This window comes from Hominibacterium faecale, assembly GCF_020734085.1.
GTDB classification, from domain to species: domain Bacteria; phylum Bacillota; class Clostridia; order Peptostreptococcales; family Anaerovoracaceae; genus Hominibacterium; species Hominibacterium faecale.
Map to the genome: position 1 here is coordinate 15505 of NZ_JAJAGH010000006.1, position 16289 is coordinate 31793.

Consider the following 16289-nt stretch of genomic DNA (forward strand, 5'->3'; position numbering starts at 1 on the left):
TCGAATAAGTCTGAAATTTGCGATACTTTAATTGCAAGAAATAAACAAAAGGAGGCGGACACATTGTTAGAAAAAGCAAAAATACAAAAACTGTATGAAACAATGGTAAGAATACGGTGCTTTGAAACACGGGTATCAAAGTGCTTTGCAAAGGGCCAGGTACAGGGATTTGTCCATCTTTGCATCGGACAAGAAGCAACGGCGGCAGGCGTATGCGCCAATTTAAAAGAAGGCGACTTCATATCCAGCACTCACCGGGGACATGGCCACATTATCGCAAAAGGGGCTGATATAAAAACCATGATGGCAGAACTATTCGGAAAAGAGACCGGTTATTGCCACGGAAAAGGCGGCTCCATGCACATTTCAGATACATCCATCGGTGTGCTGGGAGCAAACGGCATCGTAGGAGGCGGATTCAACCTGGCCGCAGGAGCGGCCCTGGCCTGTCAAATGAAGAAAAGCGACAGCATTGTTGTATGTTTTTTCGGAGACGGATCCTCCAACGAAGGGAGCTGGCACGAAGCGATGAATATTGCCAGCGTATGGAAACTGCCCATCTTGTTTGTCTGCGAAAACAACCTCTATGGCATTTCCTCGCGGGTCGACCGGTCAATGGCCGTAGAAAATGTAGCTGACCGTGCAGCCGCATATGGAATGGAGCAGACAATCGCCTACGGCAACGACGTCGCCATCGTTTATGAAACTGCCAAAGAAGCGGTGGATTATGTGCGAAGTGGCAAAGGGCCTATGCTGGTGGAATACAAAACTTACAGACAGCACGGCCACTTTGAAGGAGAACCGGATGTTTACCGGCCTGCGGAGGAAATCAAGGAGTGGCTAGACCAGGACCCCATCAAAAACTGCAAAGCCTTCATGAAAGAAAACAACATTTTGAACGAAGAAGAGCAGGCGGTCATCGATCAAGAAATGGAACATGAAATCGACGAAGCCGTAAAATTTGCGGAAAACAGTCCCTTCCCGCCGGTGACGACGGCAGTAAGAGATGTTTATACCGATATCGTTGAAGAAGGGAGGGACTATCGATGAAACTGACCTACGCAAAAGCAATTAACCAAGCGCTCAGACACGAAATGAAGCATAATCCAAAGGTTTTTATCATGGGCGAAGACGTGGGAATTGTGGGAGGAACCTTCGGGCTGACAGAAGGACTGCAAAGGGAGTTCGGGCCGGAGCGAGTAAGAGACACGCCCATCACTGAACAGCAGATTGTCGGTATGTCCGTAGGAGCCGCATCGCTGGGCATGGTTCCCGTATCCGAGCTGATGTTCAATGATTTTATGGGCTGCGCCTTTGACCAGCTGCTCAATCAGGCGGCCAAGTTCCGATATATGTACGGAGGCAATATGAAAATTCCCATGACGCTGCGTCTGCCCTGCGGAGGAGGGCTGCAGGCCGCTGCCCAGCACTCTCAGTGTTTGGAGGCATTTCTCACCCATATACCGGGATTAAAAGTTGTGTATCCTTCCACTCCCCAGGACGCGTACGGCCTGCTGATCAGTGCGGTGCGGGATGAAAATCCGGTCATGTATTTCGAACATCTGTCTCTTTATTTCCAAGAAGATGAGGTCGAGCTGGATGGAGAGCCCATCCCTTTGGGCAGCGCCGACATCAAATTGCATGGAGATGATGTTACGGTCATCGCAACAGGTCTGTGCGTGCATAAAGCGCTGGAAGCGGCTGGAATCCTTGAAAAAGACGGGATTCACGTAGAAGTGGTTGATCCAAGGACGCTGTATCCCCTGGATAAGAAAACCATTTACAACTCCATAAAAAAGACCAAAAAAGTTGTCATTGTCACAGAAGAAGTAAAGCGAGGGGCATGGTCAGCGGAGATGGCCGCCTGCATCGCAGAAGACATCTACGAATCATTGGAAAAACGAATTGTCAGAATCGGAGAGCTGAACACGCCGATTCCGTATACGGTAGATTTGGAAAGCTACGTGATTCCCCAAGTGCAAGATATCGTGAGGGGAATCCGATCCATTACAGACGAAACAAGGAGGACAAAAAAATGGCCAATCTGATTACAATGCCAAAATTAGGACTGACGATGAAAGACGGTGTAGTAGCCAAGTGGTGCAAAAACGAAGGTGACGCAGTCAAAGCCGGGGAAAGGATTTTGGAGATCACAACCGATAAACTGACCAATTCCCTGGAGTCCGAATATGAGGGGACCATCAGAAAAATACTGGTACAAGAAGGCGAGAAGGTTCCCTGTCAGACACCGCTGTGCATCATCGGACAAAAGGACGAGGATATCAGCCAATGTTTGGCAGAGATCAAGGAGCAATAACATGAGCAAAGGAATCAAAATAGCGGGAATGACTGAAATTATGGGAAGGCGCATGAAAGAAAGCTGGCAAACCTCGCCCCGTGTCACTTATTCCATGTCCGTGGAAATCAGCGCAGCGGAGGCGTTTATCCGAACGTTTAACGGCGCCCATGAACAAGAAAATTTAAAAATCAACTACAACCATCTTCTGATGAAAGCATGCGCCCTGGCTTCAAAAAAGTACGAGCTGTTCAATTCCAGCGTGGAAGGCGATGAGATCATCCTTCACCATGAAATCAACATTGGCCTTGCGGTGGCAACGGAAAAGGGACTGATGGTCCCCAATGTGAAAAGTGTGGATCAGCTCACGTTCAAGGAATTGTGTCAGGAAACGAGACGAATTATCCAAGGCGCTCGGGAAATGAAATTGAATTACGATGATATCTGCGGCGGCACTTTTACCATTACCAATTTGGGCATGTATGGCATCGAAGGCTTTACGCCGATTATCAACCAGCCGGAGGTGGCGATTCTGGGGGTCAATCAGATTTGCACCAGATTGATGATGGAAGGCGAGACAATTCTGACAAAACGCTTTATGCCGCTCAATTTGGTAGCAGACCACAGGATCATCGATGGGGCCATGGCGGCAGAATATCTCAATCAAGTGAAGGGTTCCCTTGAGGCTCCTGAAATGATGGAAGCGTAAGGAGGAAGATATGAAAACATACGATGTAGTAGTTCTGGGCGGAGGCCCAGGAGGATATGTGGCAGCCATCCGATCCGCCCAGCTGGGGCAGAAGACAGCCCTGGTAGAGCGGGAGCAGATCGGCGGAACCTGCCTGAATACGGGGTGTATTCCGACCAAGACGCTGGTCAAAAACGCGGAAATCATCCGGCAGGCAAAGAACAGCGATTACAGAGGCATTCATATAAAAGAGCTTACCATTGATCTTGAGCAGACGATTGCCATGAAAAACCAGGTTGTGGGCCAGCTGCGGCAAGGAGTGGAAGGCTTGCTGGCAGCCAATGGAGTGACGGTTTTCCATGCCGCCGCAAAGGTACTGGACCAATCAAGCCTCCGGCTCGACCAGGATGGAGAAATCATCCGCTTTAAAAATTTGATCATTGCCACAGGATCCAGGCCGGCTGCCATCCCCGTTCCAGGGGCGGCTGATTATGCGCAGACCAGTACGCAAATGCTGGAATTGGACCAGATCCCCCAGAGGGTTGTCATCATCGGCGGGGGCGTGATCGGATGTGAGTTTGCCCATGTACTGCAGAGCTTCGGCAGCCAGGTTACCATTCTCGAGGCCATGCCCCGCATCATCAGCAGCGCGGACGAAGAACTATCCCTGGCGCTGGAACAGAGTATGAAAAGTGCCGGAATTACCATCAAAACAGGATGCATGGTGAAGGAGATTCGGGCAGCTGGAGAAGAAAAAGAGGTTCTGGTCCAGATGGATGGTCAGGGAAGAAATTTTCGCGGCGATCAGGTGATGATTTCCATTGGAAGAACACCCAATACCGACTCCGTAGCCGGGCTGGGGCTGGAAATGAAAGGAGACTACATCAAAGTAGACCAATGCACCAGAACCAGCCTGCCTCATATCTATGCCATCGGCGACGTGACAGGGATCCGGCCGTTAGCTCACACAGCATCCCATATGGGAAAGGCAGCGGCAGAAACCATAGCAGGAATGGATAGTAAATATGACGATTCCATCGTACCCAGCTGTATTTTCACATCCCCTGAATTGGCCTTTGCGGGCATGACAGAGGCAGAAGCCCGCAAACAATACCAAGATATAAACGTGGGCAGATTTCCCCTTATTGCCAGCGGAAAAGCGCTTGCTATGGGGGAGCCGGAGGGAATCTTCAAAGTGATCTGCGACGGAGCGGACGGCAAGCTGCTCGGCGTTCATTTGCTGGGGGCCAATGCGACAGAAGTCATTGGCGAAGCAGCAGCTTTTCTGAAAATGGGAGCGGGTCTGAAGGATCTTGAAGAAACGATCCACGCCCATCCAACTATAGCTGAGGCTTTGCAGGAGGCGGCGCTGGATGCAGGCGGCAGGTGCATCCATATGCCGCCCAAAGAAAGGCAGTAAAATCTAATTAAAAACCAGAGGTGGAGCATGAATATAAAATTTGACTACAATGGCAAAAATGTAATCGTAACTGGCAGCGCCAAAGGCATCGGAAAAGAAATCGCCATGGCGTATGCCAAAGCAGGCGCGCAGGTGGTTGTGGCCGATGTCTGCGAAAAAGAGGGAAGGCAGACAGTAGAAGAAATTCGCGTAAAAGGAGGCACTGCTGACTTTGTACGGACGGATGTCACAGAAGAGCAGTCCGTTATTAAACTGGTCGATGAGGCCCTGCGGCTTTTGGGCCGGATCGATATCATGGTCAACAACGCCGGCGTGGTGGGCAGAATCAAGGGCGACCCGCTGACAGCACTGGATACGGCCGATTGGGACCGCAGCTATCAAATCAATCTGCGCGGCGTGTTCTATTGCTGCAAGGCCATCTATCCCATCTTTGTGAACCAGGGATTCGGAAATATTCTGACCACAGCTTCTGTCGCAGGCAAGACGGGAGCACCGGAAATTATCGAATATTCGGCAATAAAAGCCGGTGTGATCAATTTTACCCAGACCTTGTCCAGAGAGCTGGGACCAAAAAACATCAATGTGAACTGCATTTGTCCCGGATTTGTCTATACGCCTCTTTATGAAGCAGCAGCTCCGACTTACAAAGAAAAGTATCCGCAGATGTTCAAAAACGCCAAAGACGGCAAGGGCGTGGTGGACGAGTTCTCCAGACAGCTCTGCGCTTTAAAGCGGGCCCAGACACCTGCCGATGTGGCCAATGCCGCGCTTTTCCTCACATCCGGGGAAGCCGGAAACATTACCGGTCAGGCTTTGAACATTTGTGGAGGATGCGAGTTCAGATAGGAGGCAGAGAATGGCTGTGATTGAAAAAATACTTCAGCTGAATATTGTCGTCGAAGATCTTGAACAGGCGATAAAAAACTTTGAGGCTTATGGAGTAGGTCCATGGACCAGGGACGACGGCACTTCCCAGGTCCTGAGCAGGCGCAGGGTTAATGGAAAAGCGCGGGAATATGAGTTCTATGCCGCTTTCTCCGTCATCGGAGATGTGGAAATCGAACTGATCCAGCCCGCAGATGAGATGAGCGATTACGCCAGATTTCTCAAAGAACATGGGCCGGGCGTTCATCATATCGCTGTTCAGGCAAGTCAGGATGGACTAAGCCAGGTCCTGGAAGAGCGGGGCGTTCCGGTCATACAAAGCGGCTATTGGGCTGGATTCGGAGGCTATACCTATTACGACACCCAGGAGGATTTAGGACTTATTTTGGAAACCTATGATCTGGAAAAAGAATAGAAGTCATTGTTATTGTTGTGCAGGGAAGGAGCAAATCATGTCGATTTATGAAACCATTGAAAGACGCATAAAAGGGAAGACAGAAATGCCTGAAGAACTTGAACAGGAGCTGATCAGGCGCATTGCTGTAATCGAAGAAGAGGGCGGCGTCTGCGAGGACTTACCCAAACTTGATTGGGCATTGACCGTTATCATTGCGGCGCTATTGGGCATTTTGCCGGTTATCTTAGTGGCCTGCGGTATTTTCTAAGGAGGACAAATCATGGGAAAAAATGAACATGGCGGTAAGAACGAATTTTTGACAGGAAACTTACCTTTGCTGAAACAAGACAGGATTTATAGTTTTTTCGATAACGTCAACGTAGACGTTGCCCTGGCAATCGCCACATGGTGCTTTATGACAGGCGGCACTGTGGCGCTGTTCGTCGGTCTTTGGGAAGCCATCATAGCAACCATCGCTGGGAATGTGATCGGCGTCTTTATCGGAATTGTCGCTACATCCATCACATCGGCCAAATATGGGGTGGAGCATTGGACGCTGGGCAGAAGCTGGCTGGGCGGCAATGGGATGAAGCTGATGCTCCTGGTCATTTTGCTGACGCAGGTTGGCTGGGCGGTAACCTTGAGCGTTATGTGCGGACGTGCCTTTGAAAATATTTTAGCCGCAACCACCGGATTCGTATCTGAGAGCGGATATTTGATCAATGTTCTGGGGCTGGTTGCTGCTGTCGCAGCCTGGCTCATCGCCTGGAAGGGGCCTGTGGCCATGCGTAAAATGAGCGGTATTGTGGCGCCGCTGATGTGCATCGTCATGATCGGCATGGCCATCCTCATCGCCAGAGCGCCCGGAGGCTGGGGCGCAGTCTTTGACTACGAAGCCATCGCGCCGGTATCCGGCGGCAAGATGGTAAACTTTATGATCGCTTTTGAAATCAACATCGGCGCCGGTGTTTCCTGGTGGGCATCAAGGGGAACCGCCGCCAGATTATGCAAAACCGTAAGGGCCGCTTATTGGCCCAGTATGCTCGGCGTATGTCTGGCTTCATCTTTGGGAACCATTTTAGGCGTAGCGACTTCTTTGGCCTTCAACTCCATCGATCCGACTGAATGGATGGTGCCTCTGGGCGGTATGGTGATGGGAATCATTGCCCTCTTATTCATCGCTTTCGCCAACTTGAGCTCCACCCCGGTCACCATCTATGTGTCCAGTCTGGGGCTGCGTCAATTCAAAATTTTCGAAAACATGAATTGGGGCAAAGTTACATTCTTCTTCATGCTCCCGACCTTCCTGGTGATGATTTTCTGTCCGCTGTACATTTACGATCATTTCTATATTCTGATGGGAATTATCTGTGTCGTTTATGTGCCACTTGTGGCGATCCAGATGGTGGACTACTTCATCCTGAGAAAACAAAAGCTGGATCTGGTGGATATGTTTGATAAGACGGAAGGTAGCCGGTATCGTTTCTGGGGCGGCTTCAACTGGGTTGCCATCGTTGTTTTCGCATTGTCCTGCATCGTATATGTGGCCCTCTTCGATCCGATCCTGCTGGCAGCAAAGCCCCTGTTCGTCTACATGTCGGCCACAGGAGCCACCTTTGTGTTCGCGGTGCTTTCTTATACGATACTTGGTAAATTATTCCTGGTGAAGAATAAAAAAGGAATCGGCGGTTATTCAAATGATTTATCTCAGAAATAATGGGACAGACCCTCATTACAATTTAGCGTTTGAGGAATATGTTTTTCAAAATCTCTGTAAGGATGATTCTGTGCTGCTGCTCTGGCAGAATGAGCCGTCGGTTATCATCGGGCGGCATCAGAACACCATTGAAGAGATTAACCGGGATTTTGTATCGGCCCGCAGCATTCATGTTGTCCGCAGAATTACAGGCGGGGGAGCGGTTTATCACGATTGGGGAAATTTGAATTATTCCTTTCTGATTCCTGAGGCAAAAGCGGATCTGGACTTCACAACCTTTACCGAGCCTTTAGTCAAGGCGCTGGGAGCATTGGGCGTGGAAGCAGAGCAGACAGGGAGAAACGATGTTACGGTGGATGGTAAGAAAATCTCCGGCAATGCCCAGCATTACCAGAACGGGATTCTGCTCCACCATGGAACCATTCTCTTTGATTCCGACCTGGAGTGTGTAAAAAAAACACTCCAGGTGAAACCGGAAAAAATTCAGTCAAAAGGTATCAAATCGGTTCGCAGCAGAGTGACCAACATTCGCCCGTATTTGAAAGAGGACATGACCCTTTCCGCATTCAAGGCTTATTTGCTGAAAGCGTTTTCCCAGAAGGAAGGGCTGCGGGAGCATGTGCTGAGCGGCTTGATGGAACGGGAAGTCCGCAGGCTGGCGGATGAAAAATACCGGAGCCATGACTGGAACTACGGATATTCGCCTAAGTGCAGCTTGACGCGGAGCGGCTATTTTGAGGGCGGCTTTGTGGAAGTCAGACTCAATGTGGAGGCGTGTAAAATCACAGAGCTGAAAATCTTCGGTGATTATTTCAGCCTTCGCGATACCCGGGAATTGGAACAGATGCTCATCGGCTTGGAATACAGCCGATCGGCGGTATCAGAGCTTTTGAACACGGTGAATGTATCGGAATATTTTAAGGGGATTTCCCCGGAGCAAGTTGGAGCATTAATTGTTTAAGACTTCCTAATATAAATCTGAAGAGATCCGAGCAGGCGAAAGCAGGCTTGGGTCTCTTCAAAAGCAGGAGGATGCTATGAAATACGCAATGATTACAGGAGCACGGAGAATTGAAATCAGGGAAACGGAGCCGATGCCGGCTGCTGCAGGTAAAGCACGGATTAGAATTAAGCGCTGCGGCATATGCGGCACGGATTTTCATATGTGGGAGGATGGCGAGACCTATAAGGGTTTGATCCCAGGCCACGAAGCCGCCGGTGTGATCGAAGAAATTTCCAGCGGGTATGACGGACCCTTAAAAGAAGGGGATCGAGTTGCCGTTTTTCCTGCTGAGCCATGCGGTGACTGCCAACTATGCAGAACAGGTTTGCGAAATCTTTGTCTGCCTCCGGGCAGTATGGGGCTTGGCTGCGGCCTCCATGAGCCGGGGGCCTTTTCTGAGTGTCTGGATTTTTCCATCCGCTTTTTATCAAAACTGCCAGATAACGTTACTTACAGCCAGGGAAGTTTAGCTGAACCAGCCTCCGTAGCTTATCGGGCTATTCAGCATGCTGATTTGAATGTGGGGGATGGTGTACTCATCTCAGGAGCTGGGATCATTGGCTTGCTTTGTGCCCAATTTGCCAAACTCTCTGGCGCTGCATACATAGCGGTATTTGATATAGAGCATGAAAGATTAAAGCTCGCTTATGATCTTGGGGATGTGACCGAGAGCTTTGATGTGTCCTCCAATCAACATCCAGAGAAAACATTATGGACAGCCAGTAACGGAGGGTTTGACTGTTTTATTGATTGTACCGGCCATCAGAATGCTATAAACCTGGGAATATCCGTCTTAAAAAAAGGGAAAAAAATGGTCTGCGTAGGCATCAACTTTGAGAAACAACTGCTGGATCACGTTCGAATCGTCCAAAATGAGTTGGAAGTAAAAGGGAGTTTCGGGCAAGTTGAAAAGGACTTTGATGAATGTATTAAAATGATCGGGGCTGGTATCCTGGATGTGGACAAATATATTTCCAAAACCATTGGCTTTTCCGAATTGCAAAGCTGTTTTGAGCAAAAAGACCGGCAAAAAGGAACCGACCTTAAAGTCCTGCTGGATCCGGAAAAAGACTAGGCTTTTAACGAAGAAATTCGTTATATCTCGCAATCATGGCCTTTTGATTATTCACATTCAGCTTGCAAAAGATGTTCTTGATGTGCACCTTGACTGTGTAGATGCTGATGCAAAGCTCTTCCGCGATCTCTTGCGTTTTCAGTCCCTTGGCGGCACAGTCGATGATCTCTTTTTCCCGATTGGTGATCCCGTATTTGGCCATAAAGGCGGAAGCATCTTTTTTCGCGGCCTGTTTGGATATGATAATCAAATAATTTTTTTCGAAATTTTCGTAAATGTTTTTATTGATCAAGATGTTGATTTCAATTTTATATCCGAGAATATAATAAGAAATCTTCTGTTCCGCGCTCATGGTAAAGTTGGTCGTATCTTCCAGGTTGGAAATGAAGATGCTGATTACTCGCTGAGTGTTGATTTCTCCGGTGATGGCTTTGCAGAACTCCACAGCCGTGGTATTGTAATCCACGATTTCTTTCTTTTCATTGATCAGAATATTGCCCAGAGGAAAAATGTTGCGGGTATCCTTTAGAAGTTGGATGTCCTGATTCATTTTTCCTATTTTTTTATAAATTTGGTATCCCTGTCTGACGATCTTGCCGATGAACGAAATCAGACAGCGTTCTTCCTCTGTGAAATTTTCATCCTCTTTTGATTTGTATAAGCTAAGCGCGGAAAGAGAGCTATCCAGCAAAATAATGGCTTCATAAAAAAGATTCCGCTGTTTGAAAAAGTTATTATAAAACTCGGTTTGCTCATAGTCGACAAAGGATATAATGTCCTCCAGATAGAGGATTTCGGAAGAGTCATCATTCCTGTCTGAGAAAGTGAACGCGTTTTTATGATCGAAAATGTATTCGTTTTTCACATCTTTATCGATGTATTCATTGGAATAGATTTTTTTTAAATTGACATTATCATAGATACCGATGAACTTATCTTCCTCGAAAATGGTGACGGAGCTTTTATAGCTCCAAATGCGTGAGATCAGGGACGTGGCCGTATCTCCAAAATCAGCGCCTTGCAAAAGCTCATCGTTCATTTGTAAATAAAAATTAAAAATCTGTTCATAGGTATGCGCTTGAAGTGAGTTTGCCATATTGAAAAGTCCCCGCTTATTTGAAATAGATAATTATATCAATTATATCATATGAAAACCGCCTCATAATTAGGAAAAACATGGAGATAAGTAGTATTTCTGATGGGAAATGGAAGGATGCAAATGCATACTGGCTGAGCAGGACATAAAGAAAGATGCCCCGGCGTAGAAATGTGCAGGGGCATCTTGAAAGATAAACTTCGGATTTTAATAAGGCTTTACTAAATCTCCATAAGCATCGGGCCGTCTGTCTTTAAAAAACGTATAGTACTTTGATCTTTTTTCATCTGTTAACCCTAAATCGATTCTTGCAGAGAGGATGCCTTCTTTACGTTGGTTGAGGGAAGCGATTTCCTGACCTCTGGGGCCGATGATTTTCAAAGACGGGCAAATCGCAGCCTGCGCGGCACCATGTCTTTTCAGAAGCAAAGGGATGCACCTTTCTGTAAGTGCCTGCGGCTTTCCCGCAGCGGTCGATTAGAACAGCCGCATTGTATAATACGTCTGTAAGCACAGGGTCCCGTTCCGGTAAACCGTATATATAGTTACCCATAAAACGGACCTCCTTAAAATCTGTTTAATAAAGGATTGCAGCGGTTGGGTCTGCGCATAACCAACTTACTTACAGATAACTATAAGCACAAATCATGCCAAACTTGAAAGGCTTGAAAAATGCTGAATTCTTAAATCATGGATAAAATTCGGCCTGACATGCATGTAAGAAATTCTTTACAGTGTCAAGATACCCTTACAAAAGCTTGTATTTTTTAATTTATCATAGAGAGCAGTTCGTGAAATTTTCAGCATATTAGCGGTTTTGCTACGATTTTGATTGTTGAGCTCCAACACTTTTTTTATGGTATCCGCTTCCGCGCGCATGCGCACTTGCTCCAAAAGATTATTCAGCTCACGGACATTTCCCGGCCAATCATAGCTTAGAAACAATTCCATCACCTCATTGGAAATACTGTCTACGTTTTTTACCATTTGTTTATTCAATTTGTCCAGCCGGTAATTGGCAAGTAGAGGAATATCCTCTTTTCTTTCGGAAAGGGGCGGAATATTTATCTCTATTACATTCAATCGGTAGTAAAGATCTTCACGAAAAGTTTCATCTTCTACCATATGCCAAAGATCTTTGTTTGTGGCGGCGATAACGCGAATATCGATCGGGATGGTCTTTCCGCCTATGCGTGTGACTTCCTTTTCTTGCAGCACACGCAGCAGCTTAGGCTGGATGTGATAGGGGAGTTGATCCACCTCATCTAAAAAAATTGTTCCCTTGTGAGCCATTTCGAAGAATCCCCGCTTGCCGCCGTGCTGGGCTCCGGTAAACGAGCCTTCTTCATATCCAAAAAGTTCTGATTGTACCAGCGCTTCAGGGATGGCAGCGCAGTTGACGGAAATAATCGGGCACTGACATCTTCGAGACGTATTATGGATGGAATGGGCCACTTCTTCCTTGCCGCATCCGGTTTTTCCAGTTATGAGGACCGTGGAATTGGACTCGCTTAAATCTGCGATTTGCATGCGGATTTCTTTTGCGGCGTGACTGTTGCCAATGAAATCATTGATACTATATTTAATCGTATTTGATTTTTTGCTTGCATCGTACATAGAATGGAAGGTACTTTGATAATTGAGAAGCCCTTTTGAGGAGAATTCTTCCAGTTTGTTGAGAAACTCCTTTAAATCCCGTCCATTGGTGAAAAGATCGTAATCAATGGCACCGACCAGTTTCTCCCCCTTATATAAGGGCTCGATTCTGGCGATATTAGTAACATCGGAGGAAAAATAAAAACAGTTCATATCCCCTTGGCCGGTTTTTAGAGCATTGGTAATCTTTGAAACAGGATGTATTTTATTGATGTGTTTCCCTACCACCGTACCTTGCATTTCTTTCAAGTATACCACAGTTAGGAGTCCATACAACAGACCGGATTTGTAATATGCATTTCGTTAATAATTTAATTATTAAAAACAACTTGAATATTCTGAAAAAGAATGGTAAAATGGTTTCAAATCATACAACTAGATACTTCGGATGAAAATAGCCTTAGACGTCCTGATTTCGTCAGGAGGCCGAAGAAGCAAAGCGGGGTAGTGGCAGTTACCTTGTGGAAACTGACAGGCAAAAGGAAGGTTATTGGACGAAACTTTGGAGAGATCACTTTAATGTGGCGCCTACGAGGAGATAACCAACTGGCAAAGGGACAGAGGAGTATGCAGCATTATTTATATGCGTGTATTTCTCTTTTTTTATGCATGATTTGAAAAGGGCCTGTTAGCAGGAAATGTATGGAAAAAGAGAAATAATGTCAGCATCGAGTATCTGGTTTGTACCAACTGCTGAGTAAGAGAATGGGCAAAAAGCCCACCCAAAAGCAAGGAGGAAATTATTATGAAAATGTTATTGGTAGGAGCAGGAGCCGTAGGAGAATCGATTTTAAGAATTCTGCAGGTAAGAGATCCGGAAGGAAAATGGCTGGAAAAAGTCGTAGTCGGAGATTATGATTTTGACCGGGCCAAAGAAGTTTGCGACCACTTGAAAGGTGATGCGCGCTTTACGCCGCAGCAGCTGAACGCAAAGAATAAGGACGAATTGGTGGACATTATTAAGAAGCAGGGATGCGACTTTGTAATGGATGCTGCCGCCCCGTTCGTTTCCAACAATATCTTTGACGCCGCCTATGAAGCAGGTGCCAACTATGTAAGCATGGGCACATGGTCCGTACCGTACGATCCCCCCAAGTATGGAACCCTGGAGGGAAGTTTCTCGGAACCAATGGCCAAATACAACTTCGACCAGCATGAAAAGTGGAAAGAAAAAGGAAACATGGCCTGCATCTGCCTGGGCATCGACCCTGGTGTTGTAGATGTATTTGCTAAGTTCGCTGCTGAATATCTCTTTGACGAGTTGAAGGAAATCCATGTAAAAGACGGCGGAAATCTGGATATCCCCAATGCGGGAGAAGACGACATCACATTTGGATTCAACGTATGGACCGTACTCGACGAGTGCGTGAACCCCAACGTTGAATGGAGCAAAGAAAAAGGCTATGTGACCGATGTTCCGTTCGCAGGAGAAGAGACCTTTGAAATGCCGGCTGGCGTTGGTCTGAACACGCTGGTAAAAGTAGAGCACGAAGAAACCGTTCTCATGCCGAGATTCTTGGAAAAATACGGACTTGAAAAAGTCACCTTCAAAATTGCATTGGACGATAACCTAATTCAGGCATTGAAAGTCATCACTTCCCTGGGACTGAGAAGTCTGGAACCAGTAGAAGTAAACGGCGTGAAAGTTGTACCTCGTGATATCGTAGCTGCATGCGCGCCTCAGCCGAAGGACATCGGCGACGAGATGGTGGGCAAGATGTGCGTAGGTATCCACTGTAAGGGTATCAAAGACGGTAAAGAAAGAGAAATCTTTATGTATCAGCCGTTCGACAACCAGGATTCCATGGAAAAATGGAACATGCAGGCTGTCGTCGCCCAGACCGGATTTGGCGCAGCCGTGGGTATCGAGCTGATTGGCAGAGGAATTTGGAAAGATGCCGGCGTTTATGCGCCTGAATATTTCGATCCGATCCCATATCTGCAGATTATGGATGAAGCAGGCTTTGAATACGGAATCGTAGAAATGGATTCTGCGTATAAGACTGCCAAGGATAAGGAAATGATGGCCGAAATCTTTGAAAGCGCAAAGAAGTAAGCGTATACATAATGCTATGGAGCCCACTCCGGCTCCATAGCTATCTTTTAAGGAGGTACAAGAATGAGCCAACCACAAGTTGACGGCGTTGCCGGCCTGAAAAAACATGACATAAAAGTTTCAGGCATTGTATTTATGCTTTACTGCCTCGTTGCGGCAGGTGCGTTCGGTATAGAAGAAATGATTCCGGAGGCTGGCCCTGGAATGACGATCATCCTCTTGGTTGCATTCCCGATCGTATGGGCGTATCCCATCAGTAATCTGGTGGCGGAATGCGGTTCCGTGCTTCCGTCGGAAGGCGGCGTGTACGTTTGGGTAAAAGAAGCCTTCGGCGAATTCTGGGGATTCCAGGCAGGCTGGTGGGGTACGGTTTCCACGTACATTACCAATGGTGTATATGTGGCTTTAGTAGCCGGATATGTTCATCAGATGATTCCAATGTCAGATATTGCAAATCAGGCATTAAAAATCGGAATGATTCTAATTTTTACTATTATTAACCTGATGGGATTAAAAGAGGTGGGAAAAGTAAGTACCGTTCTCTCAATCCTGATCGTTTTAGCTTTTGCCCTGGTAGCTATCGTTGGTTTTTTGAACTGGAACAGCAATCCGATTGAACCGGTACTTCCTCCGGAATATACGGTTGTAGACGGCATTGGCGGCGGAATCTGTATCTGCGTATGGATGTACTGCGGATATGAATGTATTTCCAATATGGCCGGCGAAGTAAAAAATCCTCAGGTTATTCCAAAAGGCCTGATGATCGCTATGCCGCTGGTGGCACTGACCTATGTACTGCCGACGCTGGCTGGTCTGGCTACTCTTCCGGCAGGAAGCTGGGAAAACTGGTCCACTGACGGCGGATTCACAGGTGAAACCGTCGGCTATGCCACTGTTTTGACTCAGAATCTGGGCACTGCGTGGGGATATGTATTCCTGGTGATTGCCATTATTTCTCAATGCGCAATCTTCAATACCTACCTTGCGTCCGGTTCGAGAGGGTTCTTTGTTCTTGCGGATGATAACCTTTGCCCCCAGTTCCTGGTCAAGGTAAGCAGAAAGAGAGGCGTGCCTTATGTGGGTATTTTGTCTCTGGCAGTCGTTACGCTGATTTTAGCACAGTCCGACTTTACAACGCTGGTCAGCGCGGAAGTCGTATTCATGCTGGCGCTTTATATCATTCTGCCTCTGGCTGTGATCAAACTGCGCAAAAAGATTCCAATCGAAGAACGGAAAGCCAAAGGGCTGTACGTTATGCCGGGTGGAAAATTAGGGTTAGTCTTTTACGCAGGATTCCCGATGGCCATTGCGCTGATCGCGCTGCTGGTTAACGGCACGGACTATTTGGTCATGGGGTTGATCGCCACCAGTACAGGGCCTATTGCCTATATCATCTTTAAAAAGCTGTACGGCGGCATGGCCAAGAACGATCCGATCAATTATCCATTAAATAAAAAGACAAAGCTGGCTTTTGGCGATACCATTCGTATCGGCGTGTTCCTGATCGTTGCAGGAGCGCTGTCTTTCTTCGGTCAGTTTTGGCTTCACTGGTATGAAATTGATTATGGTGAATGGGGACCGGATGATTATGACATGATGGGCAACATCATTCCTCAGGTACTGGAAATCCTCAAATGGGCAGGATTGGCAGCAATCATAATCGGTTTGATCCTGGCTGTTTTCGGCAGAAAGAATCTTGAAAAAGATGAAAATAAGATGATCGCAAAGGACGACCAAGACGTGTCATAAATAGAAATGAACAAGCATCGCTAACTGTAAAGTTTGGTTAGCGATGTTTTTTTGTCCAGCGGTCGTCATTTTATAACAATATGTATTGAATATTCTGAAAAAAGTGCTAGAATAAAAATCGAAGTAACTGTACGGACCAGGCATTAGAACCGCCTGGTCCGATTTTTATTACGTAGGAAATATCGTCAGCGATATTTCCGGAGTATCAACAAGGTCCACTTCTTAAAAAAACGGCGAAGCCGACTTTGTTG

General features: G+C 47.0%; 16 protein-coding genes. 13 read left to right on the forward strand and 3 right to left on the reverse strand.

What is annotated here, in order from left to right; genetic code table 11:
- Nucleotides 1-63 precede the first annotated feature (63 nt).
- From LG211_RS07945 to LG211_RS07995, 11 genes are all read left to right on the forward strand, one after another.
- Nucleotides 64-1050, forward strand: coding sequence for a thiamine pyrophosphate-dependent dehydrogenase E1 component subunit alpha (locus tag LG211_RS07945; RefSeq protein ID WP_465250789.1), 987 nt, complete (start codon nucleotides 64-66; stop codon nucleotides 1048-1050).
- A complete protein-coding gene (locus LG211_RS07950; RefSeq protein ID WP_148398881.1) occupies nucleotides 1047-2048 on the forward strand; it encodes an alpha-ketoacid dehydrogenase subunit beta in 1002 nt (333 codons plus the stop codon). The genes LG211_RS07945 and LG211_RS07950 overlap by 4 nt, the downstream gene beginning before the upstream one ends.
- Nucleotides 2036-2317 carry a lipoyl domain-containing protein gene (locus LG211_RS07955; protein ID WP_269477316.1) on the forward strand — a complete coding sequence of 94 codons (282 nt, stop codon included), beginning with the start codon at nucleotides 2036-2038 and terminating at the stop codon, nucleotides 2315-2317. Before LG211_RS07950 ends, LG211_RS07955 begins: the two co-directional genes overlap by 13 nt.
- Nucleotide 2318: 1 nt before the next feature.
- The gene (locus tag LG211_RS07960) at nucleotides 2319-3005 is read left to right on the forward strand and encodes a 2-oxo acid dehydrogenase subunit E2 (protein WP_253019759.1); all 687 of its coding nucleotides are present in this window, start codon (nucleotides 2319-2321) and stop codon (nucleotides 3003-3005) included.
- A 10-nt stretch (nucleotides 3006-3015) separates the two neighbouring features.
- The gene (lpdA, locus tag LG211_RS07965; RefSeq protein ID WP_148398875.1) at nucleotides 3016-4404 is read left to right on the forward strand and encodes a dihydrolipoyl dehydrogenase; all 1389 of its coding nucleotides are present in this window, start codon (nucleotides 3016-3018) and stop codon (nucleotides 4402-4404) included.
- A 27-nt stretch (nucleotides 4405-4431) separates the two neighbouring features.
- Nucleotides 4432-5250: an SDR family NAD(P)-dependent oxidoreductase gene (locus LG211_RS07970; RefSeq protein ID WP_148398873.1), complete on the forward strand. Its 819-nt coding sequence runs from the start codon at nucleotides 4432-4434 to the stop codon at nucleotides 5248-5250.
- A gap of 10 nt (nucleotides 5251-5260) precedes the next feature.
- Nucleotides 5261-5704, forward strand: coding sequence for a VOC family protein (locus tag LG211_RS07975; protein WP_269477317.1), 444 nt, complete (start codon nucleotides 5261-5263; stop codon nucleotides 5702-5704).
- Between the two features lie 37 nt (nucleotides 5705-5741).
- Entirely contained in the window at nucleotides 5742-5954 is a 213-nt protein-coding gene (locus LG211_RS07980; RefSeq protein WP_148398869.1) for a hypothetical protein, read from the forward strand.
- A gap of 12 nt (nucleotides 5955-5966) precedes the next feature.
- Entirely contained in the window at nucleotides 5967-7403 is a 1437-nt protein-coding gene (locus tag LG211_RS07985) for a purine-cytosine permease family protein (RefSeq protein ID WP_148398867.1), read from the forward strand.
- On the forward strand, nucleotides 7384-8364 hold the full coding sequence (locus LG211_RS07990; RefSeq protein WP_269477318.1) for a lipoate--protein ligase: 981 nt from the start codon (nucleotides 7384-7386) through the stop codon (nucleotides 8362-8364). The genes LG211_RS07985 and LG211_RS07990 overlap by 20 nt, the downstream gene beginning before the upstream one ends.
- A gap of 76 nt (nucleotides 8365-8440) precedes the next feature.
- Nucleotides 8441-9481, forward strand: a complete 1041-nt coding sequence (locus LG211_RS07995) for a zinc-dependent alcohol dehydrogenase (protein WP_269477319.1) — start codon at nucleotides 8441-8443, stop codon at nucleotides 9479-9481.
- Nucleotides 9482-9485: 4 nt separating this feature from the next.
- Here LG211_RS07995 and LG211_RS08000 read toward each other — a convergent pair whose 3' ends face one another.
- From LG211_RS08000 to LG211_RS08010, 3 genes are all read right to left on the reverse strand, one after another.
- Nucleotides 9486-10577, reverse strand: a complete 1092-nt coding sequence (locus LG211_RS08000) for a response regulator transcription factor (protein ID WP_148398861.1) — start codon at nucleotides 10575-10577, stop codon at nucleotides 9486-9488.
- Nucleotides 10578-10905: 328 nt separating this feature from the next.
- Entirely contained in the window at nucleotides 10906-11130 is a 225-nt protein-coding gene (locus tag LG211_RS08005) for a nitrilase-related carbon-nitrogen hydrolase (protein WP_269477320.1), read from the reverse strand.
- 176 nt (nucleotides 11131-11306) lie between these two features.
- A complete protein-coding gene (locus tag LG211_RS08010) occupies nucleotides 11307-12386 on the reverse strand; it encodes a sigma-54 interaction domain-containing protein (RefSeq protein WP_269477321.1) in 1080 nt (359 codons plus the stop codon).
- A 592-nt stretch (nucleotides 12387-12978) separates the two neighbouring features.
- On the opposite strand from LG211_RS08010, the gene LG211_RS08015 reads away from it, so the two are divergent.
- Nucleotides 12979-14289, forward strand: a complete 1311-nt coding sequence (locus LG211_RS08015) for a saccharopine dehydrogenase family protein (RefSeq protein ID WP_253019750.1) — start codon at nucleotides 12979-12981, stop codon at nucleotides 14287-14289.
- Between the two features lie 63 nt (nucleotides 14290-14352).
- Nucleotides 14353-16038 (forward strand): APC family permease, encoded by a 1686-nt coding sequence (locus LG211_RS08020; protein WP_269477322.1) that lies wholly within the window; start codon nucleotides 14353-14355, stop codon nucleotides 16036-16038.
- Nucleotides 16039-16289 lie beyond the last annotated feature (251 nt).

Bases quoted from the DNA above. Each gene is read 5' to 3' on its own strand.
- LG211_RS07950 (WP_148398881.1), top strand. From the start codon at position 1,047: ATGAAACTGACCTACGCAAAAGCAATTAACCAAGCGCTCAGACACGAA.
- LG211_RS07955 (WP_269477316.1), top strand. From the start codon at position 2,036: ATGGCCAATCTGATTACAATGCCAAAATTAGGACTGACGATGAAAGAC.
- LG211_RS07960 (WP_253019759.1), top strand. From the start codon at position 2,319: ATGAGCAAAGGAATCAAAATAGCGGGAATGACTGAAATTATGGGAAGG.
- lpdA (WP_148398875.1), top strand. From the start codon at position 3,016: ATGAAAACATACGATGTAGTAGTTCTGGGCGGAGGCCCAGGAGGATAT.
- LG211_RS07970 (WP_148398873.1), top strand. From the start codon at position 4,432: ATGAATATAAAATTTGACTACAATGGCAAAAATGTAATCGTAACTGGC.
- LG211_RS07975 (WP_269477317.1), top strand. From the start codon at position 5,261: ATGGCTGTGATTGAAAAAATACTTCAGCTGAATATTGTCGTCGAAGAT.
- LG211_RS07980 (WP_148398869.1), top strand. From the start codon at position 5,742: ATGTCGATTTATGAAACCATTGAAAGACGCATAAAAGGGAAGACAGAA.
- LG211_RS07985 (WP_148398867.1), top strand. From the start codon at position 5,967: ATGGGAAAAAATGAACATGGCGGTAAGAACGAATTTTTGACAGGAAAC.
- LG211_RS07990 (WP_269477318.1), top strand. From the start codon at position 7,384: ATGATTTATCTCAGAAATAATGGGACAGACCCTCATTACAATTTAGCG.
- LG211_RS07995 (WP_269477319.1), top strand. From the start codon at position 8,441: ATGAAATACGCAATGATTACAGGAGCACGGAGAATTGAAATCAGGGAA.
- LG211_RS08000 (WP_148398861.1), bottom strand. From the start codon at position 10,577: ATGGCAAACTCACTTCAAGCGCATACCTATGAACAGATTTTTAATTTT.
- LG211_RS08005 (WP_269477320.1), bottom strand. From the start codon at position 11,130: ATGGGTAACTATATATACGGTTTACCGGAACGGGACCCTGTGCTTACA.
- LG211_RS08010 (WP_269477321.1), bottom strand. From the start codon at position 12,386: ATGAACTGTTTTTATTTTTCCTCCGATGTTACTAATATCGCCAGAATC.
- LG211_RS08015 (WP_253019750.1), top strand. From the start codon at position 12,979: ATGAAAATGTTATTGGTAGGAGCAGGAGCCGTAGGAGAATCGATTTTA.
- LG211_RS08020 (WP_269477322.1), top strand. From the start codon at position 14,353: ATGAGCCAACCACAAGTTGACGGCGTTGCCGGCCTGAAAAAACATGAC.